Source organism: Mesorhizobium sp. M3A.F.Ca.ET.080.04.2.1 (assembly GCF_003952525.1).
GTDB lineage: Bacteria > Pseudomonadota > Alphaproteobacteria > Rhizobiales > Rhizobiaceae > Mesorhizobium.
This window is the reverse complement of the sequence record NZ_CP034451.1, coordinates 3,491,471-3,515,133: the sequence shown is the minus strand read 5'-3', so window position 1 is coordinate 3,515,133 and position 23,663 is coordinate 3,491,471. Positions and strand designations below refer to the sequence as shown.

At 64.9% G+C, this 23,663-nt stretch carries 25 protein-coding genes; 13 read left to right on the top strand and 12 right to left on the bottom strand.

The window, feature by feature from the left end; translation table 11 throughout:
- Window positions 1–64: 64 nt before the first annotated feature.
- The 6 genes from EJ074_RS16805 to rpsP all read left to right on the top strand — a co-directional run bounded on the left by EJ074_RS16805 (window position 65) and on the right by rpsP (window position 5,789).
- Window positions 65–1,162 carry a putative zinc-binding metallopeptidase gene (locus EJ074_RS16805; protein ID WP_095805386.1) on the top strand — a complete coding sequence of 366 codons (1,098 nt, stop codon included), beginning with the start codon at window positions 65–67 and terminating at the stop codon, window positions 1,160–1,162.
- A 65-nt stretch (window positions 1,163–1,227) separates the two neighbouring features.
- Window positions 1,228–1,827, top strand: coding sequence for a DUF1236 domain-containing protein (locus EJ074_RS16800; protein ID WP_095805385.1), 600 nt, complete (start codon window positions 1,228–1,230; stop codon window positions 1,825–1,827).
- A gap of 264 nt (window positions 1,828–2,091) precedes the next feature.
- Complete coding sequence (locus tag EJ074_RS16795; protein WP_095805384.1) at window positions 2,092–3,021, top strand: CPBP family intramembrane glutamic endopeptidase; 930 nt, start codon at window positions 2,092–2,094, stop codon at window positions 3,019–3,021.
- Between the two features lie 310 nt (window positions 3,022–3,331).
- Window positions 3,332–4,933 (top strand): signal recognition particle protein, encoded by a 1,602-nt coding sequence (gene ffh / locus EJ074_RS16790; RefSeq protein WP_095805383.1) that lies wholly within the window; start codon window positions 3,332–3,334, stop codon window positions 4,931–4,933.
- A gap of 24 nt (window positions 4,934–4,957) precedes the next feature.
- Window positions 4,958–5,284, top strand: coding sequence for a chorismate mutase (locus EJ074_RS16785; protein ID WP_095805382.1), 327 nt, complete (start codon window positions 4,958–4,960; stop codon window positions 5,282–5,284).
- Window positions 5,285–5,387: 103 nt separating this feature from the next.
- Window positions 5,388–5,789, top strand: a complete 402-nt coding sequence (gene rpsP / locus EJ074_RS16780) for a 30S ribosomal protein S16 (RefSeq protein WP_095805381.1) — start codon at window positions 5,388–5,390, stop codon at window positions 5,787–5,789.
- 76 nt (window positions 5,790–5,865) lie between these two features.
- Here the strand turns inward: rpsP and EJ074_RS16775 are convergent, their stop codons facing one another.
- The 3 genes from EJ074_RS16775 to EJ074_RS16765 all read right to left on the bottom strand — a co-directional run bounded on the left by EJ074_RS16775 (window position 5,866) and on the right by EJ074_RS16765 (window position 7,738).
- On the bottom strand, window positions 5,866–6,129 hold the full coding sequence (locus EJ074_RS16775; protein WP_095805380.1) for a glycine zipper domain-containing protein: 264 nt from the start codon (window positions 6,127–6,129) through the stop codon (window positions 5,866–5,868).
- A 162-nt stretch (window positions 6,130–6,291) separates the two neighbouring features.
- Window positions 6,292–6,702 (bottom strand): DoxX family protein, encoded by a 411-nt coding sequence (locus tag EJ074_RS16770; RefSeq protein ID WP_095805379.1) that lies wholly within the window; start codon window positions 6,700–6,702, stop codon window positions 6,292–6,294.
- 130 nt (window positions 6,703–6,832) lie between these two features.
- On the bottom strand, window positions 6,833–7,738 hold the full coding sequence (locus EJ074_RS16765) for a bestrophin family ion channel (RefSeq protein WP_095805378.1): 906 nt from the start codon (window positions 7,736–7,738) through the stop codon (window positions 6,833–6,835).
- Window positions 7,739–7,932: 194 nt separating this feature from the next.
- Between EJ074_RS16765 and EJ074_RS16760 the strand changes: the two genes are divergently transcribed.
- A complete protein-coding gene (locus EJ074_RS16760; RefSeq protein ID WP_095805468.1) occupies window positions 7,933–8,322 on the top strand; it encodes an ACT domain-containing protein in 390 nt (129 codons plus the stop codon).
- 172 nt (window positions 8,323–8,494) lie between these two features.
- Here the strand turns inward: EJ074_RS16760 and EJ074_RS16755 are convergent, their stop codons facing one another.
- Window positions 8,495–9,529, bottom strand: coding sequence for an aspartate-semialdehyde dehydrogenase (locus EJ074_RS16755; RefSeq protein ID WP_095805377.1), 1,035 nt, complete (start codon window positions 9,527–9,529; stop codon window positions 8,495–8,497).
- A gap of 532 nt (window positions 9,530–10,061) precedes the next feature.
- On the opposite strand from EJ074_RS16755, the gene EJ074_RS16750 reads away from it, so the two are divergent.
- The 3 genes from EJ074_RS16750 (at window position 10,062) to EJ074_RS16740 (ending at window position 13,475) form a co-directional block, all read left to right on the top strand.
- Window positions 10,062–11,933, top strand: a complete 1,872-nt coding sequence (locus EJ074_RS16750) for a DEAD/DEAH box helicase (protein ID WP_095805376.1) — start codon at window positions 10,062–10,064, stop codon at window positions 11,931–11,933.
- A 98-nt stretch (window positions 11,934–12,031) separates the two neighbouring features.
- Entirely contained in the window at window positions 12,032–12,742 is a 711-nt protein-coding gene (locus EJ074_RS16745) for a DUF805 domain-containing protein (protein WP_095805375.1), read from the top strand.
- Window positions 12,743–12,812: 70 nt separating this feature from the next.
- A complete protein-coding gene (locus EJ074_RS16740; protein WP_095805374.1) occupies window positions 12,813–13,475 on the top strand; it encodes a DUF805 domain-containing protein in 663 nt (220 codons plus the stop codon).
- Between the two features lie 18 nt (window positions 13,476–13,493).
- Here EJ074_RS16740 and leuB read toward each other — a convergent pair whose 3' ends face one another.
- The 5 genes from leuB to leuD all read right to left on the bottom strand — a co-directional run bounded on the left by leuB (window position 13,494) and on the right by leuD (window position 17,420).
- Complete coding sequence (leuB, locus tag EJ074_RS16735) at window positions 13,494–14,597, bottom strand: 3-isopropylmalate dehydrogenase (protein ID WP_095805373.1); 1,104 nt, start codon at window positions 14,595–14,597, stop codon at window positions 13,494–13,496.
- Window positions 14,598–14,673: 76 nt separating this feature from the next.
- Complete coding sequence (locus EJ074_RS16730) at window positions 14,674–15,024, bottom strand: VOC family protein (RefSeq protein WP_095805467.1); 351 nt, start codon at window positions 15,022–15,024, stop codon at window positions 14,674–14,676.
- A gap of 58 nt (window positions 15,025–15,082) precedes the next feature.
- Window positions 15,083–15,466: a RidA family protein gene (locus EJ074_RS16725; protein ID WP_129553616.1), complete on the bottom strand. Its 384-nt coding sequence runs from the start codon at window positions 15,464–15,466 to the stop codon at window positions 15,083–15,085.
- 334 nt (window positions 15,467–15,800) lie between these two features.
- Window positions 15,801–16,730 (bottom strand): hypothetical protein, encoded by a 930-nt coding sequence (locus EJ074_RS16720; RefSeq protein ID WP_095805371.1) that lies wholly within the window; start codon window positions 16,728–16,730, stop codon window positions 15,801–15,803.
- An 84-nt stretch (window positions 16,731–16,814) separates the two neighbouring features.
- Window positions 16,815–17,420, bottom strand: coding sequence for a 3-isopropylmalate dehydratase small subunit (leuD, locus tag EJ074_RS16715; RefSeq protein ID WP_095805370.1), 606 nt, complete (start codon window positions 17,418–17,420; stop codon window positions 16,815–16,817).
- Between leuD and EJ074_RS29720 the strand changes: the two genes are divergently transcribed.
- From EJ074_RS29720 to EJ074_RS16705, 3 genes are all read left to right on the top strand, one after another.
- Window positions 17,419–17,592 carry a hypothetical protein gene (locus tag EJ074_RS29720; RefSeq protein WP_165349953.1) on the top strand — a complete coding sequence of 58 codons (174 nt, stop codon included), beginning with the start codon at window positions 17,419–17,421 and terminating at the stop codon, window positions 17,590–17,592. The genes leuD and EJ074_RS29720 overlap by 2 nt on opposite strands.
- Window positions 17,589–18,014: a GNAT family N-acetyltransferase gene (locus EJ074_RS16710; protein WP_095805369.1), complete on the top strand. Its 426-nt coding sequence runs from the start codon at window positions 17,589–17,591 to the stop codon at window positions 18,012–18,014. The genes EJ074_RS29720 and EJ074_RS16710 overlap by 4 nt, the downstream gene beginning before the upstream one ends.
- Window positions 18,015–18,134: 120 nt before the next feature.
- Complete coding sequence (locus tag EJ074_RS16705) at window positions 18,135–20,024, top strand: patatin-like phospholipase family protein (RefSeq protein WP_095805368.1); 1,890 nt, start codon at window positions 18,135–18,137, stop codon at window positions 20,022–20,024.
- Between the two features lie 121 nt (window positions 20,025–20,145).
- Here EJ074_RS16705 and EJ074_RS16700 read toward each other — a convergent pair whose 3' ends face one another.
- The 3 genes from EJ074_RS16700 to EJ074_RS16690 form a co-directional block, all read right to left on the bottom strand.
- Window positions 20,146–21,312, bottom strand: coding sequence for an FAD-binding oxidoreductase (locus EJ074_RS16700; RefSeq protein WP_095805367.1), 1,167 nt, complete (start codon window positions 21,310–21,312; stop codon window positions 20,146–20,148).
- A 90-nt stretch (window positions 21,313–21,402) separates the two neighbouring features.
- Complete coding sequence (locus EJ074_RS16695; RefSeq protein ID WP_095805366.1) at window positions 21,403–22,977, bottom strand: HAMP domain-containing sensor histidine kinase; 1,575 nt, start codon at window positions 22,975–22,977, stop codon at window positions 21,403–21,405.
- A complete protein-coding gene (locus EJ074_RS16690; protein ID WP_095805365.1) occupies window positions 22,965–23,660 on the bottom strand; it encodes a response regulator transcription factor in 696 nt (231 codons plus the stop codon). The genes EJ074_RS16695 and EJ074_RS16690 overlap by 13 nt, the downstream gene beginning before the upstream one ends.
- Window positions 23,661–23,663 lie beyond the last annotated feature (3 nt).

Here is a 23,663-nt window from a genome sequence, read left to right as displayed (position 1 = left end):
CAGCGCCTCGACAGGCGTTTGGGCCAAGCCCAGCTCCCATTCCCTTCCCACGGGTCGATGACAGATGAAGCTGTTCGACTGCCCAAATTGCGGCCACCGGCTCTATTTCGAGAACGCCCAATGCCTGAACTGCGCCAGCCTGGTGCTCTATGACCCTGAGCAGGCGCGCTTCGTGCTCTCCGGCGCCGGCGGCGTCTTGCCCTGCGGCAATGCCGACGAATGCGCCTGCAACTGGCGCGCCGAGCCGGACCGGGCCTTCTGCCGCGCTTGCGCGCTCAACCAACTGATCCCGGACCTGTCGGTGGACGGCAATCGCCGGCGCTGGATACGCGTCGAGGCGGCGAAGAAGCGCGCCGTCTATTCGCTGCTTGCCTGTGGCCTGCCGGTTGTCGCGAAGGCCGACCCTTCGGACGAGGCTGGGCTTGCCTTCGACTTCCTCGCCGACCCGATCGGCGGCGGGCCGGGCGGTGAGCGCATCCTCACCGGCCACGACAACGGCCTGATCACGCTCAATGTCGCCGAGGCCGATTCCGCCGAGCGAGAGAGGCGGCGCGTCGAGATGGGCGAGAACTACCGGACCTTGCTCGGCCATTTCCGTCACGAACTCGGGCATTATTACTGGGACCGGCTGATCCGCGACGATCCGCAACGGCTTGCGGCCTTCCGCGCCCTGTTCGGCAACGAGCAGGCCGATTACGAGCAGGCGCTGAAGGCCTATTACGCCGGCGGTGCGCCGCCGGACTGGCAGCAGCACCACATCTCGGCCTATGCGACGTCGCATCCCTGGGAGGACTGGGCCGAGACCTGGGCGCATTACCTGCACATCACCGACACGCTGGAGATGGTGCATGCGCTGAATTTCCCGCTCGGGCGGCTGGAGACGGTGGACGCCGACGCGCTGCCGCGGGGCGATACGGGCGGGCATTTGCAGCCGGCGCCTGCGGATCCCGATCCGCCGCCGGAGTCGTTCGAAAAGATCCTTGCCCGCTGGCTCGTGTTGTCGGAGGCCTCCAATTCGATCAACCGCTGCATGGGCCTGCCCGACCTCTACCCCTTCGTGATCTCGGATATGACGGCGCGAAAACTCGCCTTCGTTCACGCTCTTTTGAGCGGTCTGCAGCAAGACCATGGAACAATTCGTGAGGAGGCGGCAGCACTTTAGCCGGAACGCATAAGGCCTGGTTTCGTTTCCGAGCCCGAGGGAGCGTTGAAAAACGGAGAGAAACCATGAAAAGCGTTCTGTTTCCGGCGGTTGCCGGTGCGCTGCTCGCCCTGTCGGGCGCTGCCCTGGCCGATACCCCTGTCTCGGCGGTGACCGATCTCAATGTGCGCGCCGGTCCCGGCCCGCAATATCCCGTCATTGGCGTGTTGGCGGCTGGCCAGTCGGCAACGCTCACCGGCTGCATCCAAAACAGCAAATGGTGCACCATCGCCGAGGCGGGCGGCAACGGCTGGGTCTATTCGGACTATGTGACGGGCGAGTTCGGCGGCAACCGCGTCGTGCTGACGCGCCGGCCGGCCGAAGCAAACATCGCCATCGTCCAGCCGCCAGCCGACGATATCTATACGGACAATTATACCGCAGCGATCGTTGCGGGCGAGCCGATCGATCCGATCGCCAGGCCGCCGGCCGCGGTCGGCACCTACGTGACCACGCACCGGGTCGATCCCGTCTATCTCGAAGGCGAGGTGGTGACCGGGGCGACCCTGCCCGAATCGGTCGAGTTGCGCGAAATCCCGGACTACAACTACCGCTATGTCTATGTGAACAACCAGCCGGCGCTGGTCGATCCGGGCACGCGGCGCATCGTCTATGTGATGCGCTGATTGCGAGACTCACACCACAAACGGCCGCTAGCCATGGCGGCCGTTTGCTTGCGTGCTGGAAGCGGCTTGTCGTCGCGGCATACGTTCGCGAATTGGCCGAAGCGCCACGGCCGGAGGCTGGCTGGAACATTGATCGCGTCGGGTGTCGGCGCCGCATTGTGCGCTCGAAGCAGCCAATTCAGCCACGACCCACGCTACGGTAATCGCGCGGTAACCGCCGTCCTCCTACATCATACAGCCGAAAGCGTTCGGCCGGGGACCCACATGACCATCCACAGTGCCGCCTTCGAGAGTTACCGGCGCTCGCCCAACCGAAAGACCACTATCCCGCGGCTTCTTCTCGGAACCGCGATCGTGGTCGCCTTCTGGATGGCCATGACGGTGCTCGTGCTCTTTGCCGGCACCTATGCCTTTGTCGTCTGGCATCTTGGCCCGTCGACCGGGCAGCATGTGCAGGACTTCCTCGCCTCGCCGGTCGGAATTCTCACCGCGCTGCTGTCGTTTGCCGGCATCTGGATCGGCTTGTGGGTGGCGATGCGTTTCGTCCATGGCGAGCCGCTCTCGGCCCTGATCGGCACCACCCGGCGCGTGTCGTGGGACGGTTTTGTCAAAGGCCTGATCGCGGTCCTGATCACCTCGCTGATTTCGGAGATCCTGCTTTACGGCCTGCAGCCGGACATCGACCGCGGCCCGATCCCGCTCGCGTCATGGCTACTCTTCCTCGTCCCGATCCTGCTGCTTGCCTTTCTGCAGACCTCCTCCGAGGAGGTGCTGTTTCGCGGCTATCTTCTGCGCGGGTTCGCCAGCAGGTTTGGCAGCCCGCTGATCTGGGCGACGCTGCCGGTGCTTCTGTTCACCGCGCTGCACTGGAGCACGGCCTCGACGCTGGCCATCAATGCCTGCGTGCTGGTCTCCATCGCCGCCTTCGCCCTGCTTCTGACCCTGCTGGTCTACAGGACCGGCAATCTAGGCGCCGCCTTCGGCGCCCATCTCGGCAACAACCTGACCGGCTTCCTGCTGATCTCGCATCAGCAGAGCTACAATTCCTTCGCCCTGCTCAACGCCAAGCCGCTCGAGGGTCCGGGCTGGACGACATGGGACGCCGTGCTCATCGCCGCGATCGGTATCGCCAGCACCCTGCTGACGATGCTGCTGCTTCTCCACCGCCGTTCGCCGCTGAAGGTCGCGCCGTAGGATTTGAACGGCCGATCGGCTGTCCTTAGCCGCTCGGGATCGCGGCCTTTGGCCCCGAAGCGGCGTCTGCCTTGACTCTGAGCCCGATTTCCTGTCTACACCCCACGAATTCCGCGACGAGTTTCCCTTCGCGAAGCCGACCAGGACGCCGAGCCCTCGTTTGAGGCAAGTGCTGTAAACCGATCCTGGAGGCCAACACCCGGCAGCGCAATGCGCCCCCGGGTGCTTTTTGGCTTTGGCTTTGTTTGGCGACTTGACGCGAACGCATTACCTCTCCGGCATCCGCAGGTGCCAGAGAAAAGGAAGTCGAATGTTTGAATCCCTGCAAGAGCGCCTTGGCTCCATCCTGAACGGCCTGACCGGCCGCGGCGCGCTGTCCGAGGCCGATGTCTCGGCGGCGTTGCGCGAAGTGCGCCGGGCGCTGCTCGAGGCCGACGTGGCGCTGGAGGTGGTGCGTTCCTTCACCGACAAGGTGCGCGAGAAGGCGGTCGGCGCCGCTGTGCTGAAGTCGATCAAGCCCGGACAGATGGTCGTCAAGATCGTCCATGACGAGCTGGTCGACATGCTCGGCGCCGAAGGCGTAGCCGTCGATCTCAACGCACCGGCGCCGGTCGTCGTCATGATGGTCGGCCTGCAGGGCTCCGGCAAGACGACGACCTCGGCCAAGATCGCCAAGCGGCTGACCGAGCGTCAGAACAAGAAGGTCTTGATGGCTTCGCTCGACACGCGGCGTCCGGCCGCGCAGGAGCAGCTGCGCCAGCTCGGCGAGCAGACCAAGGTCGCCACACTGCCGATCATCGCCGGCCAGAGTCCGGTCGACATCGCCCGCCGCGCCGTGCAGGCGGCAAAGCTTGGCGGGCATGACGTCGTCATCCTCGACACCGCCGGCCGCACGCATATCGACGAGCCGCTGATGATCGAGATGGCCGACATCAAGAAGGTGTCGTCGCCGCACGAGATCCTGCTGGTTGCCGACTCGCTGACCGGCCAGGACGCCGTCAACCTGGCCAAGAGCTTCGACGAGCGCGTCGGCATCACCGGCCTGGTGCTCACCCGCATGGATGGCGACGGCCGCGGCGGCGCCGCACTTTCGATGCGCGCCGTCACCGGCAAGCCGATCAAGCTGATCGGCACCGGCGAGAAGATGGACGGGCTCGAGGAATTCCACCCCAAGCGCATCGCCGACCGCATCCTCGGCATGGGCGACATCGTCTCGCTGGTCGAGAAGGCCGCCGAAACCATCGACGCCGAACAGGCGGCTGCGATGGCGAAAAAGATGCAGTCGGGCAAGTTCGATCTGAACGACCTTGCCGCGCAGCTTCAGCAGATGTCGAAAATGGGCGGCATGGGCGGCATCATGGGCATGATGCCCGGCATGGGCAAGATGAAGGATCAGCTTGCCGCCGCTGGTTTCGACGACAAGATGTTTCGTCGCCAGCTCGCCATCATCTCCTCGATGACCAAGGCCGAGCGCGCCAACCCGGATCTTCTCAAGCATTCGCGCAAGAAGCGCATCGCCGCCGGATCCGGCACCGATGCTGCCGAGATCAATAAGCTCTTGAAGATGCATCGCGGCATGGCCGACATGATGAAGGCGATGGGCGGCAAGGGCAAAGGCGGCGGCCTGATGCGCGGCATGATGGGCGGCCTTGCCTCGAAGATGGGGCTTGGCGGCATGATGCCTGGCGGCCCGGGCGGCTTAATGGGCGGTGGCATGCCCGACCTGTCGAAGATGGATCCCAAGCAGCTCGAGGCGCTGCAGAAGCAGGCCCAGGCCGCCGGTCTCGGCAAGGGCCTGCCGGGCGGCCTGCCCGGCGGCGGCGGGCTGCCCGGCCTGCCTGGCGGCATGAAGTTGCCCGGCCTTCCCGGCCTGGGCGGCGGCGGGCTGCCTGGCCTTGGAAAGAAGAAATGATGGGCAAGAAGAAGTGAGACGGCGATGAACGAGGACAAGGATATGGCCGACGCACGCGCCATCCTGGCGGGCTACCGCGCTTCGATCGACAACATCGACGCGGCCCTCATCCATATGCTGGCCGAACGCTTCCGCTGCACCAAGGCGGTCGGCGTGCTGAAGGCCGAGCATGGCTTGCCGCCCGCCGACCCGGCGCGCGAGCAGCAGCAGATCGCCCGCCTTCGCCAACTGGCGAAGGATGCGCATCTCGATCCAGATTTCGCGGAGAAGTTCCTCAACTTCGTGGTCCGCGAAGTCATCCGTCATCACGAACAGATCGCCGCCAACAACGGCGTGACGAAAGCCGGCTGATCAATGCATGTCGCCCAAAAGTGCCGAGCGATTTTGGGATACGACATGCACAAATGACCAGCCTCAACCGATCAACGAAATCAGAGCTTTTAGGAGAAAGAGAATGGCACTGAAGATCAGACTGGCCCGTGCGGGCTCGAAGAAGCGTCCCTACTACCATGTCGTCGTCGCCGACGCCCGTTCGCCGCGCGACGGCCGCTTCATCGAGGCGCTCGGCTCCTGGAACCCGCTGCTGCCGAAGGACGGCGAGCGCGTCAAGGTCGACGCCGACCGCGTTAAGCACTGGCTCTCGCACGGCGCTCAGCCCACCGACCGCGTCCTCCGCTTCCTCGACGAAGCCGGCATTGCCAAGCGTTCGGCCCGCTCGAACCCGCAAAAGGCCCTGCCAGGCAAGAAGGCGCAGGAACGCGCCGCCCTGCTGAAGAAGGCACAGGAAGATGCCGCTGCTGCCGTCGCTGCGGCGAGCGCCGCGCCGGCCGAAGCGGAAGCTGCTACCGCCGAGTAAATTCGGCGTCGGTTTCGCTTACGAGAACGGCGGGCATGAACCCGCCGTTCTTTTCTTTCGAACCTAATGCAATGCCTCAGTAACCCTGCGGGCAGCGCGCTATGTAGACGCGCCCGTAACGGTCGCGGTAGCGGCAGCGATCGGGTTCGCTGGCCCTTCCGATCAGCGCGCCGGCCACTGCGCCGACGGCGCCGCCGACCACCGCGCCCTCCACCGGATCATTTGCCACTGCGGCGCCTACGGCCGCACCGCCCAGACCACCCACAGCCGCACCCTTTTCCGTCTGCGAGCAGGCGCCGAGCGCCATCGTCAGCACCAGAATGGTAATAACTTTCTTCATTTTGGTTCCTCTCTCACGGGGATCGCCGTCCTCGCCGCCACGTCATTAACTCGCGACCGGCTAAATTGATCCCTGGAACAATGAAGATTGGCGGCTCCGCGCGCGGGCTACGGTGACGGTGCCCCGCTCCGGGGCGGGCCGAATTCTTCACCGCGACCCGCTTCAGCGACTGAACGGGAACAGCGCGCGCACCCTAGCGTCGCGCAGATAGAGCCCGCCCCATAACATGATATCGAGATAGACGCCGAACAGCGTGTGCGAAAACAGCGGGTTGCCGATGCGCACATGCGTGGAGATGGCGCCACCCATATAGGCGGTGAGCAGGATGGCGCCGAGCACGGAGGTGCGCGGAAGCGCGTAAAGCGCGGTCGAGACCAGCCCGATGATGCCGAGGAGACGGGCGATGCTTGCGTCGGCCGGCCAGCCGAGCGCGGTCATTGTCTCGGTGACCACGGCGAGCGGCGGCAGCTTGATGACGCCGTCGAAGATCATGAACAGGATCACGACGGCGCTGAGGGCGCGCCCGCTCCACAACGCGCCGTTCGAGACAGGCGCGGCGTCAGTCATGCTCATTGCTGTTGTCTCCTGATGTTCGAACCCTGGCTGCTCGCCAGTGTCGAACCAAGGACGGCGCTCGGCGTCGCGATCCTACAGGAGTCGGCGCTGTTCTTTTCGGGACGGCTGCGGCAAGCGTCCGCCCGGCTCAGGAGAAATTGAACTTGTCGGCCGGGATCATCGCCGGCGGCGTCTCGCCGAGCGCTTCGAACACGGAGATCTCGCAGACACGGCAAAGACCGTCCAGCGCAAGATCGTTGGGCTGCGTCCCGAAGGGGTCCTCAAGCTCCTCCGACAGCGCATCGAGGCCGAAGAAGGTGTAGGCGATCAGCGCCGTGAACAAGGGCGTCGCCCAGCCGGCGGCCGACGCCAGTCCGAACGGCAGCAGCAGGCAGAAGACGTAAGCCGTGCGCTGCAGGAGCAGCGTGTAGGCGAAGGGCAGCGGTGTGCCGGTGATGCGCTCGCAGCCGGCCTGCGCTGCGGCGATCTCCGACAGCCGCTCGTCGAGGATGCGGTAGCCGATCGTATCGATCGCGCCGCTCTTGCGCAGCGCCGCGACTCGCGCACCCATCCTGCGCAGCATGGCGTCCGGGGCATTGACCGCTTTCGCTACAGCTTCGACATCATCGCCAATGAAGCCCCGCGCCTCCGGCAAGGCGTCTACCCGCCGCAGCTGGCCGCGCAGGAAATGGCAGAACGCGATCGCATCCATCAGCAGGGCGCGCAGCTCGCTGCGCTCTTCGATCAGGCCGGTTGAGGCACGCGCCAGATTGCGGATATCGAAGACGAGCTGGCCCCACAGTTTTCGCGCTTCCCACCAGCGGTCATAGGCGGCGTTGTTGCGGAAGCCGAGATAGATCGACAGCGCGACGCCGAGCAGGGCGAAGGGCGCGGTGCCGGCATTGCCGAAATCGAGCTTCAGCGCCCGCACGATCACCACCACCAGCGCGCCATAGGCGGCGAAGCCGAAGATCTGCGGCAGGATGCGCGGCACCACCGAGCCGCGCATGATGAAGAACAGGTGCAGGAATCCCGGACGCGGACGGACGATCATCGAAACCCTCAACCAATTCCGGCAACACTGCCCTGCTCCCGCGGGACAGTGGCGGCCCTGATCTTGTGTATTGTGCTATTCACCAGCCGCGCAAGTCCGGCCGCCCGCGACATTGCGATGTCGCTCGAATATAGGACTCGCCGTTTTAGTTGCCGGTTCCGCGCCAGGCTTGCGTCACCGTCGAAGGAGAGAAAATGACCGGCGAGACCAATCTGCAAAAACTGCTCGCGTCGATGGCGCCGCAGCTGCTGCCGGACGTCCACCTCTTCGCAACGCTGGCACCAGGCGCGGCCGTGCCGGATGCGCTCAATCCGGTCATGAGCTTTCGCGAACCGGAAGGCTTGACGCTGATCGTAACCGAGACAGAGGCGAAAGCCGCAGGTCTTGCCGGCACGTTCCGCTGCCGGATGATCACGCTGGACGTCCATTCCTCGCTGGAGGCGGTCGGCTTCCTCGCCGCCATCACCGCACGGCTGGCAGCAGCCGGCATGGGTGTCAATCCGGTGTCGGCTTTCCACCACGACCACCTGTTCGTCCCAGCCGATCGGGCCGAGGAGGCGATGGAGATACTGGCAAACTGGTAGAGGAGAACCGATGCTTCGCCGACAGCGCTCTCTGCAGCGCTGGCGATTGGCGAAGGCGCATGCGAAGGCCGACCTCCCCCACGAGGGGGGAGATCGGCAGCTCCAACATCGCCGCCGATCGACAAGCCCGCGGCAGCGGCGGAACAGCCCGTGAGCGTTGGGTAAACAGCCGTCAGGCTGCCTTCTTCTTCGGCTGGATCAGCCCCCGCTCGACCAGAAGCTCGGCGATCTGCACCGCGTTCAGCGCCGCGCCCTTGCGCAGGTTGTCGGAGACGACCCACATCGACAGGCCGTTGTCGACGGTCGAGTCCTCGCGGATGCGCGAGATGAAGGTAGCGTCCTCGCCGGCCGATTCGAGCGGCGTGATGTAGCCGCCGTTCTCGCGCTTGTCCAAGACCTGGCAGCCGGGAGCGTCTCGAAGGATTTCCCGCGCTTCGTCGGCCGTGATCGGCTTCTCGAACTCGATGTTGACGGCTTCCGAATGGCCGATGAACACCGGCACGCGCACGCAGGTCGCCGTCAGCTTGATCTTGGGGTCGAGCATCTTCTTGGTTTCGGCCACCATCTTCCACTCTTCCTTGGTGAAGCCGTCGTCGAGGAAGACGTCGATGTGCGGAATGACGTTGAAGGCGATCCGCTTGGTGAACTTCTTGATGTCGACCTGGTCGGCGACGAAGACCGCGCGCGTCTGGGTGAACAGCTCGTCCATGCCTTCCTTGCCGGCGCCGGAGACCGACTGGTAGGTTGCCACGACCACGCGCTTGATGGTGGCGACATCGTGCAGCGGCTTCAGCGCTACCACGAGCTGCGCCGTGGAGCAGTTCGGATTGGCGATGATGTTCTTGCGCGAGAATTGTTCGATCGCATCCGGGTTCACTTCGGGAACGATCAGCGGCACGTCCGCGTCGTAGCGGAAGGCCGAGGAATTATCGATGACGACGCAGCCCTGCTTGCCGATCTTGGGCGACCATTCCTTGGAGACGTTGCCGCCGGCCGACATGACGCAGATGTCGGTGTCGGAGAAATCGTAGGTGTCGAGCGCCTTGACCTTCAGCGTGCGGTCGCCGAAGGACACTTCGGTGCCTTGGCTGCGCCGCGAGGCCAGCGCCACCACTTCGCTCACCGGAAAGCCGCGCTCCTCCAGAATGTTGAGCATTTCGCGGCCCACATTGCCCGTGGCGCCGACTACCGCAACCTTGAAACTCATCGAAATCTCCTTGTCCCTCTCCGCTGGTTGTTGGAGAGAACCCGCCGGCCTATGCGGGTTCCGTCCCCCGGGCCGAACCCGGGAGAGGGTGGTTAGGCCAAGGGAATCACACCGTTTTGGTGGTGGTTGTTTTGGCCGTGGTTTTGCTGGAACGCGGGGACGCGCCGAAGCGCCCGGCCCAATGGTTCGCATTGAGGCTGGGGGCATCGAGTGCAAGAAGAGCCATCAAAAGGCCGCGCATCGAGGACGATCCCGTTCGAAGCGGGCTTTTACGCGGTTTGGTAAAAGAGTCAATCGGCGCCGAGACGGTTGAGGGTGGAGCGACGGATCGCCGTCATCGCCAAGCTGGAGCACCCCTCATCGACCGCGCTTGGCTCGGCCACCTTCTCCCACGGGGAGAAGAAGAGGCGGTGCCGCTTGCGCTGTACAATGGCGGACGCAGGAAGTACGAACACGCAAAATATCCTTTGGCGTGTCTGCGCTGGCCGGCTTGTGCTGCCCGATAGGCAGACCCGAATTCCGAAAGACAAAGATGTCCAGTTTCGAAACGATCGTGCCTGCGCTTGCCGAGGCGCTGCAGAACCGCGGCTATAACGAACTGACAGCGGTTCAGAAAGCGGTGCTGGCCCCTGGGCTCGGCGCGGCCGATGCGCTGGTCTCGGCCCAGACCGGTTCCGGCAAGACGGTGGCCTTCGGCCTTGCCCTGGCGCCGAGCCTGCTCGGCGGCGCCGAACGCTTCGCCGACGCCGGCGCGCCGCTGGGGCTGGTGGTGGCTCCGACGCGGGAGCTGGCGCTGCAGGTGCGGCGCGAATTGGAATGGCTTTACGCGCTGACCGGCGCAACGGTCGCCTCCTGCGTCGGCGGCATGGACATGCGCAGCGAGCGGCGCGCGCTGGAGCGCGGCGCCCATATCGTCGTCGGCACGCCGGGCCGGCTGCGCGACCACATCACCCGCGGCGCGCTCGACATGTCGGCGCTGAAGGCCGTGGTGCTCGACGAGGCCGACGAGATGCTCGATCTCGGCTTTCGCGAGGACCTCGAATTCATCCTCGATGCCGCGCCCGCCGAGCGCCGCACGCTGATGTTTTCCGCCACGGTGCCGCGCTCCATCGCCACGCTGGCGAAAAGCTACCAGCGCGATGCCGTGCGCATCTCGGCCGGGGGCGAGGAAAAGCAGCATCTCGACATCGAGTATCGGGCGCTCTCCGTCGCGCCGGCCGACCGCGAGAACGCCATCATCAACGTGCTGCGCTATTACGAGGCCACCAACGCGATGGTGTTTTGCAACACCCGCGCCGCCGTCAACCATCTCACCGCGCGCTTCAACAACCGCAATTTCTCCGTCGTGGCGCTTTCGGGCGAGCTCAGCCAGAACGAGCGCAGCCATGCGCTGCAGGCGATGCGCGACGGTCGCGCCAGGGTCTGCATCGCCACCGACGTTGCGGCGCGCGGCATCGATCTGCCCAATCTCGACTTGGTCATCCATGCCGACCTGCCGAGCAATCCCGAGACGCTGCTGCACCGCAGCGGGCGCACCGGACGTGCCGGACGAAAAGGCGTGAGCGCGCTGATCGTGCCGGGCAACGCCCGCCGCCGCACCGAACGGCTGCTGCACAATGCCGGCCTGGCCGCGACTTGGGGCAACCCGCCCTCGGCCGACGAGGTGCTGCGGCGCGACGACGAGCGCATCCTCGCCGATCCGGCCTTCGGCGAGCCGGTCAAGGAAGAGGAGCGTGATTTCGCCGGCGCACTGCTCGAGCGGCATGGCCCCGAACTGGTGGCCGCCGCCTTCGTGCGGCTCTGCCGCGGCAGCCGCTCGGCACCCGAGGATCTGCTCGAGGTCGCGCCCTTTGCACCGTCAAAGGAGCAGTTTACACGCCGTGACGAAGCACCCGGCCGCCGCGACGAATTCGGCGCCAGTGTCTGGTTCTCGCTGTCGGTCGGCCGCCGGCAGAATGCCGAACCGCGTTGGCTGATCCCGATGCTGTGCCGCACCGGCAGCATCTCCAAACGCGAGATCGGCGCCATCAAGATGCAGCCGGAGGAAACCTTCGTGCAGATCGCCGCCGACTGGGCCGACCGCTTCCTCGCCGCGATCGGCCCCGACCGCAAATTGCAGGGCAGCATCGCCGTGAAGCGGCTGGACAGCACGCCGGATCTGTCGCGAGCCGGCTACCAGCCGCCGCGGCCCGAGAAGAAGCCGCATCGCGGCAAGCGCGCTTTCGATCAGAGCACGCCCAAATTCGAGAAGCGCGCGCCGGGCGAGCAGCGGCCGACCGACGCGGCGGACTCAAAACCCTGGGCGAAAAAGTCCGGCAAACCGAAATTCGAAAAATCAAAACTCGATCGGCCGAAATTCGACAAGCCGGCAAAGCACAAGAATCCGAAGAAGCGGCCGGGCTGACCGCACAGCCTGCCAGCGCCGCCGACCTCACGCATGCCTCTTGCGATTCGCCGCGACTTTGAACAGTCTGGGCACGGCGCAGCAACGGGGACAGGGCGATGCGCGGCGAAGTTCTGCACTATGACGAGCAGCAAGGCTTCGGCTTCATCAGCGGCGCCGACGGCAAGCGCTACAGTTTCGCGCGCGAGGATTTGCGCCGCGAGATGGCGCTGACCAGGGGCGCCGAAGTCGAATTCCAGCCGAATGGCGACCGGGCAAGCAATATCTATTCGGTCCGCGCCCGCGTTACCGGCCAAACAGACAATGCCGCTCCGGCCGTGGCGGCCGCGCGTCCAATGCCGGGCAGCGCACCTGCGGCGCCCACGCCATTCGGCCGCAACGCCGACAACGGAACGATCCAGACCACCGGCCTCTGGGACTATTTCTGGCGTGGCCTGACCACGAACTATGTCAACTTCGCCGGTCGTGCCCGGCGCAAGGAATTCTGGGGCTTTTGCCTGTTCTGGACGGTCGGCCTCGCCGTCCTTGTCGGCGTCGGCCTCTCCGTGGATTTGGGAAGCGGCATCGAACAGGGCGACGACCTGCCGATCGTCATGATCGGCCTTGTCGTTCTCTACATTCTGCTGACGTTCCTGCCGTGGGTCGCGCTGCTTGTGCGCCGCCTGCACGATCTCGGCCTGACCGGCTGGCTCGCAATCCTCTGCTTCCTGCCCTATGTCGGCGGACTGGCCACCCTGGTCTTCGGGCTGATCCCGACCCAGGCCGGCGACAATAAGTGGGGACCGGTGCCGGGCGGGGTGAGATTCTAGCGCGATACGTGCGCATTGAAATTTTATACAACTTTAGATAGTCTGCGGCGACGCGATGCAGGGGGAGCCAATGCGCGGAACTGTGTTTCACTACGACAAGGATCACGACTACGGCTACATCAACGGCGTTGACGGCAAACGCTACATCTTCGGCCGCAGCGACCTGACCAACGATGTAGCCCTCGCCAGAGGCATGCTGGTCGAGTTCTCGCCGGACGATGGCACTGCGCACGACATCGTGGCCGTAGGATCGGTCGTACCATCACCAAGCGGCAGTCTGCAGCCGCAGCTCGGCCGAACCACTGAAATCCGCCCCGCCAAGTCCCTGGGACTGTGGGCTTATTTCCTGCGAGCTCTGGGCGACGACTATCGCAATTTCACCGGCCGAGCCCGTCGTAAGGAGTTTTGGGCGTTCCATCTCTGGTTCTACGCCGTGCTCGTCGCGCTGTTCGGTTTCGGCATCCTGCTCAACCTGGCGATAAGCGGTTTCGATGATGGTCCAAGGACCTCAATCGGGTATATTCCTGCCCTGCTTTTCGTGCTGGTAGCAATCCTGCCGTCGATCGCGCTCGTCGTGCGGCGTCTGCACGACATCGGGCTGACCGGCTGGCTTGCCTTGCTTTGCTACACTCCGGCATTCGGGGCGGTGGCCATTCTCATCTTCGGGCTTCTTCCCTCTCAATTCGGGGACAACCGGTGGGGGCCGATGCCAGCCGGAGCCGACCCGGCCTGAAAGCCTGCTCGATGCGGCTTAACCCAGGAACTTGGCGATGATGGCGTCGCCCATCTCCGTCGTGCCGACTTCCTTCATGCCTTCGGACATGATGTCCTTGGTACGAAGCCCGTCATCGAGCACGGCGGCGATCGCGCCTTCGAGCTTGTCGGCTTCCGCCACCATGCCGAAGGAATAGCGCAGGCACATGGCGAAGGAGGCAATCATCGCGATCGGGTTGGCGATGCCCTTGCCGGCGATGTCGGGCGCCGAACCGTGCACTGGCTCATAGAGCGCCTTGCGCTTGCCGGTCTTGACGTCCGGTGCGCCGAGCGATGCCGAAGGCAGCATGCCGATCGAGCCGGTGAGCATGGCGGCGATGTCGGACAGCATGTCGCCGAACAGATTGTCGGTGACGATGACGTCGAACTGCTTCGGCCAGCGCACCAGCTGCATGCCGCCGGCATCGGCCAGCATGTGGTCGAGCTTGACATCGCTGTACCTGGCCTTGTGCGTCTGGCTGACGACCTCGTTCCACAGCACGCCCGACTTCATGACGTTGCGCTTTTCCATCGAGGTGACCTGGTTGCGGCGCGTGCGCGCCAGCTCGAAGGCGACGCCCGAGATGCGCTCGATCTCGAACGTGTCGTAGACCTGCGTGTCGATGCCGCGCTTCTGGCCGTTGCCGAGATCGATGATCTGCTTCGGCTCGCCGAAATAGACGCCGCCGGTGAGCTCGCGCACGATCAATATGTCGAGGCCCTCGACCACCTCCTGCTTGAGCGAGGAGGACGCGGCCAAAGCCGGATAGCAGATGGCCGGCCGCAGATTGGCGAACAGCTCCATGTCCTTGCGCAGGCGCAGCAGCCCCGCCTCGGGGCGCACCTCATAGGGCACATTGTCCCATTTCGGCCCGCCGACGGCGCCGAACAGCACTGCGTCCGCCGCCATCGCTTTTGCCATGTCGGCATCGGAGATCGCCGCGCCATGCGCGTCGTAGGCCGAGCCGCCGACCAGCCCCTCGTCGGTGGCGAAGCCGCTGTCGAGTTTTTCGTTCATGGCCCCGATCAGCTTCTTCACCTCGGACATGGCCTCGGGGCCGATGCCGTCGCCGGCGAGCAGGAAGAGATTTTTCGAAGTCATGGAGAACCGTCCCGGGAGAGTTTTGAACCGCGGCCTTGCTAAACGCCAAGCGCTTGCGGCGCAAGCCTGCCAACCATCACCGGTGCGAGAGAATATTGACCAGCCGGCCGAGCGGATCGCGCACATAGAAGCGCCGCACGCCCCAGGGCTCATCGGCGGGGCCGTATTCGATAGGGAAGCCGGCACGCTTCATGGCTTCGAACGCTGCGTCGACGTCATCGACCTCGATCGAGAGATCGGGTACCGGCGTACCCGACCCGCCCTCGGCCATAAAGCTTATCTGCACGGTCATCGTCTCGGCCGAGCCACAGGTGACGATCCAGCCTTGATCCATCAACACGTCAAGTCCGAGCACATCCTGATAGAAATGCTTCGCCGCAGCGGTGTCTTGCGTGGCGATGTTAGCGACGATGCGCTTGACCTTCACCATCGGCTGATCCTCGCTTTGCACAAGTCATTGCCCAAATGCCTTTTGGGCGACCGCGTCACTGCGGGCGCTTGAGCGCCGTCACTTCGATCTCGATCTTCATTTCCGGTTTGTTGAGATGGCAGACGATCATCGTTGCAGCCGGACGGATGTCGCCGAAGACCTCGCCAAGAATGGGAAAGACCACGTCAACATAGGCCTGGTCGGTGATGTAGTAATGCGCCCGCACCACATCGGCCATGTCGAAGCCGCCCTCGGCCAAAGCCCTGGCGATGGTGGCGAGGCAATTGCGCGCCTGCGCCTCGACCGTCTCCGGCATCGTCATGGTGGCATAGTCGTAGCCGGTCGTTCCGGACACGAAGCACCAGTCGCCCTGCACCACCGCGCGCGAATAGCCGGCGGTCTTTTCGAAGGGCGAACCGGTCGAGATGAGCTTGCGCATGGAGGCGGCCTCCTTGTGATGGTCGCGTCCGTCTAGCAGAGTAATGCGATCTCGTCGTGGGCCAAGCCGGGCGGACCCGTTGTCAGGACAAGCAGGCTACGTGAGAGATTGGCCGCAAACTCCTCCGGTCGTCATTCCTGGGCGGCGCAAGGAGCGAAGCGACGCGCGCAGACCCTGGAATCCATGCCGTGAACTATAAGCGTTGCAACGGTGCAGAATCTGCAACGCCCCACTCTGCGGCAACGGTCCCGGCATGGATCCTCGGGTCTGCGCTCCGCTGCGCTTCGCTCCGCCCGTGGATGACGAAGCCGCGATAGTCGCGCCCTGCCGATTCCTAATTCCCCGACCCCTGCGCGTCGTCATACGCCTTCTTGATATCGGCCGGCCAGCTCTTCACGTCGGGCCAGGTCAGCGGCTCGCCATTGTCGCCGCGGCGGGCGAAGTAGACCTTGTGCTGGACGGGGTCGACAGCCAGGAAGCCGTCGCTGCCGCCGCAATCATGCGGCACGCAGCCGGTGGCATAGAAGGCGCCGGACGCGGTCTTTTCGGTGCCGCCGCCGACCAGCAGGCTGGTCGCCATGTCCGGCATGTCCTTGCCGAGCAGCGCCTCGGCCGCCTTGTAGACGGCCTCGTTGTGGAAGGCGTCGATGATGTTGTCGTATTTGGACGGATCGACATCCTTCCAGTCGGTTCCCGGCTCAGGCGTGTAGGTGAGTTCGCCCGAGGTCGTCAGGCCCGTCCTCGGCGACCATTGCAGCGCCGGCTTGGAATCCCCGGGCAGAAGATAGGGCACGTAGTAGATCGCGCTTGCGGAGACGGCAGCCGGCGGTGCGCCGCATTCGTCCTGCTCGACCGTGGTGGTCTGGATCTCGCCGTCTTGCGCCTTCCAGGCGATCACGCTCGCCGGCCCGCACTGGTTGCCGCCGTCGCCAACGTTGAAGAGGGCGACCTTGACGCCGCCGATCTCGGCGATTCTGTCGAGGAAGACATCGTAGTTGCTGGCCAGTTGCTTGCCGTCGAAGGCCAGGACCTTCTCGCCATACTGCTCTTCCTGCGTGATGGTGAACTGGCCGCCCTCGAAGGGGATCGGGGCCTGCTTGTCCTCATCGGCGGCCGCATCGTCGCTGCCCGATCCCTGGTCGGCGGCCCCGCCGGACGCATCGCCAGCCGGCACAAGCACCGGGTCGGTCTGCGCATGCACGCCGGCTGCCGGCATGAGCAGCCACGCCAGCGCGCAGGCGCCGGCCAGAAGCGAGCGTGTCATGACTGTTCCTCCGTTCAGCCGTCACCCAAAGACCTCCCGGCGGCGGCGCTTCGCCACCCGGACCTGAATCTCGATTGCCGCCGCTTAGGCCCAGGGGCGCAGCTCGGCGTTCCTCTTCTCGAAGGAGGCGATGGCGCCGGCCTTTTCCATGGTCAGCCCGATGTCGTCGAGACCGTTGAGCAGGCAATGGCGCTTGAAGTCGTCGAGGTCGAACTTGACCACGCCGCCGTCCGGGCCGCGGATCTCCTTGGCTTCGAGATCGATCGACAGCGTCGCGTTCGATCCGCGCGAGGCATCGTCCATCAGCTTGTCGAGGTCTTCCGGGTTGACGGTGATCGGCAGGATGCCGTTCTTGAAGCAGTTGTTGTAGAAGATGTCGGCGAACGAGGTCGAGATCACGCAGCGAATGCCGAAATCGAGCAGCGCCCAGGGCGCATGCTCGCGGCTCGAGCCGCAGCCGAAATTGTCGCCGGCGACCAGGATCTGCGCCTTGCGGTAGGCCGGCTTGTTGAGCACGAAATCCGGGTTCTCCGAACCGTCGTCCTTGTAGCGCATCTCGGCAAACAGGCCGGTGCCAAGCCCGGTGCGCTTGATCGTCTTGAGATAATCCTTCGGGATGATCATGTCGGTGTCGACATTGACGATCGGCATCGGCGCGGCGACGCCGGTGAGCTTGGTGAATTTGTCCATGGCTTTTGCCCGTCTTCTTTCGTTGCGGGGAGAACTTGGCGCACGCTTTACACAAAGCCGGCGGCAAATGAAAGGCAACTGTTCGTGCGGACCATTGCGCCATGGCGGATCGGATGGCCTGGCGAAAAACGGCTTCATGATCGCGGCCGACTGGTGCAGTCTGGCCGCATGACCGACCATTCCCGAATCCTCTATGCTTGCGAGCCCACGCTCGACGCCGCCGAGTTCCGCCGCGTGCTGGTGGAATCCGGCCTCGGCGAGACGCGGCCTGTCGACGACGAAGTCCGCCTGAAGGCGATGCTCGGCAACGCCAACCTGGTGCTGACGGCGCGCCTCGAAGTCGACGACAAGCCGCTGATCGGGGTTGCCCGCGCCGTCACCGATTTTTCCTGGGTCTGCTACATCTCCGAGCTTGCCGTTTCCAAATCGGCGCAAGGGCTCGGCATCGGCAAGGGCCTGATGGACGAGGCCCGTCGCCAGCTCGGCCCTTCGGTCGCCATAAGCCTGATCTCGATGCCCGACGCCGTCGGCTTCTACGAACGCATCGGCATGACGCGCATGCCCGACGCTTTCTGGTTCGCCCGCAAGCGCTGACTCGACGATCGACTTTTCTCAAGAAGAGGCTCATCCTCCCAAAGCAACAGTCACCGACAGGAAGTAGATGCGGCATCAAATGCTTCCTTGTCCGGTCGTTTTGCTTTCGAGGAGGGGCCCTTGGCGGAGAGTGCGTTCAAATACTGCGATCTCGTCATGAAGGGCGGCATCACCAGCGGCATAGTCTATCCCAACGCGGCCCTGAAGCTGTCCGAGACATACCGGTTCAAGAGCATCGGCGGAACCTCCGCCGGCGCGATCGCCGCTGCCGCCTGCGCCGCCGCCGCGGTCGGGGAGCGGCGAAAGACCGCCGGGCAGGAAATCGCCAAAGCCCCGTCGCAGGTCGGTTTCGCCGGTCTGGCTGGAGTGTCCAGCACGCTTTCGGGTGAGGGTTTCATCTTCGGCCTGTTCCAGCCCGCCTCGGGCGCTAGCGCTGCCTACAGGCTGGTTGTCGTGCTTGCCGGAAACGACGGCCCGCTTCGCAAGTGGCTTCAGACCGTCGTCGCGGTGTTTGCGATCGCACCAGTCGAGACATTCGGGCTCTTCGCTCTGCTCTGCTGGGGTTGGTGGGCCGCCGGCTTCTTCTCGGATCCCCTGGCGATCGTCTTGCACGCGGTTCCTTCATTCCTCGGCGCCTATGCGCTCGGGGCAGTCTTTGCCGCCCTGCGCGTCGCGCGGGTGGTGCGGCGCAACCTTCTCGGCCTCTGCTGCGGCAAGCGGGGCGCCGGGTCGTTCCGGGGAAAGGGCAAACCGGCGCTCACCGATTGGCTGCATGAAACGCTGCAGAACCTCTCCGGCCAGGCCGACGCCAGGCCGCTCCTGTTCGAGGACCTGTGGGAAGCGCCGCCCTACCCGCAGGAGCCTCAATCGAGTCATGCCGTTTCCCTGACGATGATCACCACCGACGTTTCGCACAGCGAACCGCGCAGCCTGCCCTTCGACAAGGACACCCATTTCTGGTTCCTCAAGCGTGAGTTCGATGCTCTGTTTCCCGAGAACCTTGTCGACTGGATGATCGGCGAATCGGGCAAGCAGCGTCGCTTCAATGGCGAAACTTATTATCGCCTGCCTGAATATGGAAAGCTCCCGGTCCTGGTCGCCACCCGCATGAGCCTGAGCTTCCCGCTGCTGATCAGCGCTGTGCCGCTGCATGAAATCTTCGATCCCGCCGCCGCGGACGGCGTGGATGCGCCGGCGCTCAAAAAGAGCAGTCCGAAAACGCCCCTGGAGGCTACCGATTCGCTTGCCGCCGGCGGCGCCGAACAGCCATCCGACACGGCTGCCTTCCGACGCTGCTGGTTTTCCGATGGCGGCATCTGCAGCAACTTCCCCATCCATCTTTTCGACGCGCCGCTGCCGCGTTGGCCGACCTTCGCCATCGACCTCGTCTATCCCGACGCAAATGACAGGCAGAACAGGGGAGTCTTTCTGCCGAAGCCCGATGATGGCTGGCAGGCCCAATATCAGTCCCTCTCCGGCATGAAGTCCGTCCGCGAGATCGCGGCGTTCGTATTCGGCATCGTCGCCACGATGCAGAACTGGCGCGACCTGCTTCAGTCGCGGGCGCCCGGCAATCGCGAGCGCATCGTCCACGTTCCCCTGACGCCCGAGGAGGGCGGCATGAATCTGAACATGCCAGCGCGTATCCTGGAGCAGGTCTCCGAGAAAGGCACGCGGGCCGGCGAGACATTCGCGGAGTTCTCTTTCGATGCCCACTACTGGACGCGCTGGCGCAACCTCGCCTCAGCCTTGCAGCGCTACACCATCAGGGTCGCCGAGAGCGCTGACTACGAACCGAAAATAGCCGAGTATGTGAAAGCCTATGAGACGGCCCGCACCACCAACCCGGTGCCGCCCTTTGCCTTCGAGGGAGCCATGCAGCGGGCCGAGGCAAGGGCCCTGCTGGCAGGGCTGATCGCCCAGGGGCATCGATGGGAAGACAAGGGGCCCGACTTCACGGAGACCGCGCCACGGCCGCTGCCGCAGATGCAGATCACGCTCACCTACTAGAGCAATTTCAGGAGAGATGCGTGGCGGCCGGAACCGCGCAAAAGCAAAAAACAAACACTTGGAGGGGGCAGCGATTCCGCGAAGCGCTGAACCGCACTAAGAGCAAAACCGGGAATGACCCTCAGATCACGTTCAGCTCCCTGAACGCCCGTCCCTGCGCGATCCGTTCATACCCGAAGGCCGAGCAGTCCACTGTGCGATAGCCGCCATGCACGATGAGCTCGGCGAGCGACTTGCCGACCGCCGGCGCCTGCTGCAGCCCGTGGCCGGAAAAGCCGTTGGCGAAAATGAAGTTCTCGACTTCCGGATGCGGCCCCACCACGGCGTTCTGGTCGAGCGTGTTGTAGTCGTAGTGCCCGACCCAGGCGCGCGTCGGCTTGATCGCCTCGAAGGCCGGGATGCGGGTGGCGAGCACCGGCCAGATCACCTCTTCGAACAGCGGCCAGTTGACGTCGAAATCGTTGGGATCGGGCGCGCAATCCCCTTCCTCCGGCTCGGCGCCGCCGGTCAGGTAGACCGAGCCTTCCGGCCGCACATAGATGCCGGATGGATCGACCAGCAGCGGCATGTCGGCATATCTCTCGCGCGCCTCGAAGACGAACACGTTGCGCTTGCGCGGCTCGACGGGCAGCTCGAGCCCGGCCATGGCCGCCACCTTGCCGGCGTTCGGGCCGGCGGCGTTGACGACGATGCCGGCCTTCAGCGTCTCGCCATTGTCGAGGCTCACGCCGGTGACGCGGTTGCCCTGCCGCGCGATGCCGGTGACGGAAGCGGTGATGAAATCGATCTGCTTCTCGCGCAGCGCCTTGCGGAACAGCATCAGCATCGCATGCGCGTCGAACCAGCCTTCGCCGGTGCGGCCATAGGCGCCAGCCGAAATGCCCTCCACCGACAGCCATGGGAAGCGGCGCGTCAGCTGCCCGGCATCCTCGAGCACGATGTCGGCGCCTTCGGCGATCTGCGCTGCGTGGTTGGCCTCGAGGATCGGCAGCCCGGACTCGCCGGCCAGGATGAGATAGCCGCCCTCGCGAAAGCCGATATCGGCGTCGGCGCCGAAAGTCTCCTTGAGCCGCCGGAACAGTTTCAGCGTGAACTGCGACAGGCGGATGTTTTCAGGGATCGAGAATTGCTGGCGGATCGAGGCCATGGAGAGCGTTGTCGCCGCGTGGGAAAATTGCGGATCGCGCTCGACCAGCGCGATGGAGCCCAGGAACCCTTCCTCGCGCAAATAATAGGCGATCGAGGACCCGACGATGGCCCCGCCGATAATGACGATGTCGTACTGCACTTCTTTCGGCTCTCCGGCTCCAGAGCATGATCCCGAACCGAAGGACCGCGTAAGCGAAAAGCGGGTGCCGGTTTTCGGATAAGATCATGCTCAACTTGATAAAGGCAGACTGATCTCGAAGCGCGTGCCGCGCTCGGAGTCAACCAGTCTGATCGTGCCATCATGCGCTTTCAGGAGGGCCAGCACGATGCCGAGCCCCATGCCGGTGCCGCCGCTCTCGCGCCGCGTGGTGAAGAATGGCTCGAACACCTTTGCGCGGTTGCTGGGCGAAATGCCGTCGCCGTCGTCGCCGATATGGACCACGACCCTGCCGCCTGCGACCGCGGCCTTGATCGAAACCAGCTTCGCGCCGTGCCGCGCCGAATTGTCGATGAGATTGGCGATCACGATGGCAAGGTTCTCGCCGGAAATGCCGACTGCGACCTCGCCGCCGGCCTCGATGCGGACCTCCAGCCTGGTGTCGACCGGCAGCAGCGCGAGCGCCGCGCTGGGCGTCGTGCTTTCGCCGCTGGGCGCCAGGTTTTCCGCCCGCGCCAGCTCGAGCAGCCGACGCACCAAGAGGTTCAGCCGCCCGGCATCGGTGACGATGTTGTTGGCGAAGCGCTGCCGCTCGGCCTCGTCCATCGTGCCGCCGGAATCCCTCAGCAGCTCCGCCGCGCCCTGGATTGCCGTCAGTGGCGATTTGAGCTCATGCGAGACGTGGGTGGCGAATGTCTGGATGCTGTCCGAGCGCGCCTGCAGCTTGCCGGCCATGTCGAGGAACGCAGCCGACAATTCTGCCATCTCGCGCGTGCCGTGATGGTCGAGCGGCCGCATCGCCTCGCGGTCGCCGACGGCGATGCGCTTTGTCCGCTCGATCAGCGCGTAGATCGGCCGGCTGACGGTGCGGATGAACATGAGCGCGATCAGCAGCGTGCCGCCGAGCATGGCGATGGCAGCGAGCGTCACCTTGCCGCGCTCGCCATAGAGATGCTTGATGATGTTGTTCGGCGTTCGCGACAGGTACACCACGCCGGCGACCCGGCCCTCGACCTCGACCGGCATGGCGACGAAGACGCGCACCCTAGTGCCGCGGCTCACCGAGTAGAGGGGCGGCGGCGGCTGGTCGGGAATCCTTAAGCGCAGCTCGCTGGCATAGCGCCCGGCCAAGGCCTGCCGCACCTCTTCGACCTCGCCGAGCGATTGTCCGACTTCCGAGCGGCCGGCGATGACGACGCCGCGGGGATCGAGCAGCCGGAAACCGGCGAGCGTCGTCTTCTGTATCTCTTCCAGCATGCCTGACAGGCGCACGCCGATCGCCGCGAAGCCCGGATCGGCAGCGGCAGGAAGGCCTGGCGGCCGGGTCGGCAGCACATCGTCGGCGGCAAGGTCGAGGCGCGGTTCGATCGGGTGGTAGGGATAGTCGCGGGCGCTCGCCGCATCGGACGGGACCGGCGGTCCGAGCCTGTCCTGGGCGATGCCGGCGTCGCGCACCTCCCGGGCGTAGATCGCGGCAAGAGCGGCGCCTTGCGCGATGAGCTCGGCCTCGGTCTGGCGGATCAGCTGGTTCTCGTAGAGGCGGAAGAAGAACAGTCCGACCAGCGGCAGCGCCATCACCACGATCAGGATGGCGACGACGACGGTGGCAAGCCGCGGCCGCCATTTTTCCTTGCTCAACCACCGCATCGGCCGAGCCGGAAGCCGACGCCATGCACGGTCTCGATCGCATCGTTGCAGCCGGCCGCCGCCAGCTTGGCGCGGATGTTGCGGATGTGGCTGTCGACGGTGCGGTCGGAGACATGGATGTTCGATTGATAGGCATTGGCCATCACCGCATCGCGGCCGAGCACGTGCTGCGGTCGGGCAAGGAATCCCTTCACGATCGCGAACTCGATGGCCGTCAGCACCAGCGGCCTGCCGTCGAAGCTCGCCGCATGGCTTGCCGGAACCAGCGTCAGTCTGCCATGCGCGAACTGCCGCTCATCCGTCTCCTCCACCGCCACGGGGCGGGCGCGCCGCAGGATGACGTTGACGCGGGCGACCAGCTCGCGCGGGCTGAACGGCTTTGTCACATAATCGTCGCCACCCATCTCAAGCCCGAGGATGCGGTCGATCTCTTCGTCCCGCGCCGACAGGAACAGCACCGGAATGTCGCAGCGCTGCCGCAGCCGCCGGCAGACCTCCAGCCCGTCCATCTCCGGCATGCCGATATCGAGCACGATGAGGTCCGGCGGACGGCGCTCGACCGCCTGCAGGGCCGCGGCGCCGTCTGAAACCGCGTGGGTTTTCATGCCGGCCTTTTCCAGCGCGAAGCAGATGATCTCGCGGATGTGCGGGTCGTCGTCGGCGACGAGGATATTGTGCGGCATGAA

Coding starts and splice junctions, on each gene's coding strand:
- EJ074_RS16805 (WP_095805386.1), top strand. CDS start 65: ATGAAGCTGTTCGACTGCCCAAATTGCGGCCACCGGCTCTATTTCGAG.
- EJ074_RS16800 (WP_095805385.1), top strand. CDS start 1,228: ATGAAAAGCGTTCTGTTTCCGGCGGTTGCCGGTGCGCTGCTCGCCCTG.
- EJ074_RS16795 (WP_095805384.1), top strand. CDS start 2,092: ATGACCATCCACAGTGCCGCCTTCGAGAGTTACCGGCGCTCGCCCAAC.
- ffh (WP_095805383.1), top strand. CDS start 3,332: ATGTTTGAATCCCTGCAAGAGCGCCTTGGCTCCATCCTGAACGGCCTG.
- EJ074_RS16785 (WP_095805382.1), top strand. CDS start 4,958: ATGAACGAGGACAAGGATATGGCCGACGCACGCGCCATCCTGGCGGGC.
- rpsP (WP_095805381.1), top strand. CDS start 5,388: ATGGCACTGAAGATCAGACTGGCCCGTGCGGGCTCGAAGAAGCGTCCC.
- EJ074_RS16775 (WP_095805380.1), bottom strand. CDS start 6,129: ATGAAGAAAGTTATTACCATTCTGGTGCTGACGATGGCGCTCGGCGCC.
- EJ074_RS16770 (WP_095805379.1), bottom strand. CDS start 6,702: ATGAGCATGACTGACGCCGCGCCTGTCTCGAACGGCGCGTTGTGGAGC.
- EJ074_RS16765 (WP_095805378.1), bottom strand. CDS start 7,738: ATGATCGTCCGTCCGCGTCCGGGATTCCTGCACCTGTTCTTCATCATG.
- EJ074_RS16760 (WP_095805468.1), top strand. CDS start 7,933: ATGACCGGCGAGACCAATCTGCAAAAACTGCTCGCGTCGATGGCGCCG.
- EJ074_RS16755 (WP_095805377.1), bottom strand. CDS start 9,529: ATGAGTTTCAAGGTTGCGGTAGTCGGCGCCACGGGCAATGTGGGCCGC.
- EJ074_RS16750 (WP_095805376.1), top strand. CDS start 10,062: ATGTCCAGTTTCGAAACGATCGTGCCTGCGCTTGCCGAGGCGCTGCAG.
- EJ074_RS16745 (WP_095805375.1), top strand. CDS start 12,032: ATGCGCGGCGAAGTTCTGCACTATGACGAGCAGCAAGGCTTCGGCTTC.
- EJ074_RS16740 (WP_095805374.1), top strand. CDS start 12,813: ATGCGCGGAACTGTGTTTCACTACGACAAGGATCACGACTACGGCTAC.
- leuB (WP_095805373.1), bottom strand. CDS start 14,597: ATGACTTCGAAAAATCTCTTCCTGCTCGCCGGCGACGGCATCGGCCCC.
- EJ074_RS16725 (WP_129553616.1), bottom strand. CDS start 15,466: ATGCGCAAGCTCATCTCGACCGGTTCGCCCTTCGAAAAGACCGCCGGC.
- EJ074_RS16720 (WP_095805371.1), bottom strand. CDS start 16,730: ATGACACGCTCGCTTCTGGCCGGCGCCTGCGCGCTGGCGTGGCTGCTC.
- EJ074_RS29720 (WP_165349953.1), top strand. CDS start 17,419: ATGGCTTTTGCCCGTCTTCTTTCGTTGCGGGGAGAACTTGGCGCACGC.
- leuD (WP_095805370.1), bottom strand. CDS start 17,420: ATGGACAAATTCACCAAGCTCACCGGCGTCGCCGCGCCGATGCCGATC.
- EJ074_RS16710 (WP_095805369.1), top strand. CDS start 17,589: ATGACCGACCATTCCCGAATCCTCTATGCTTGCGAGCCCACGCTCGAC.
- EJ074_RS16695 (WP_095805366.1), bottom strand. CDS start 22,977: ATGCGGTGGTTGAGCAAGGAAAAATGGCGGCCGCGGCTTGCCACCGTC.
- EJ074_RS16690 (WP_095805365.1), bottom strand. CDS start 23,660: ATGCCGCACAATATCCTCGTCGCCGACGACGACCCGCACATCCGCGAG.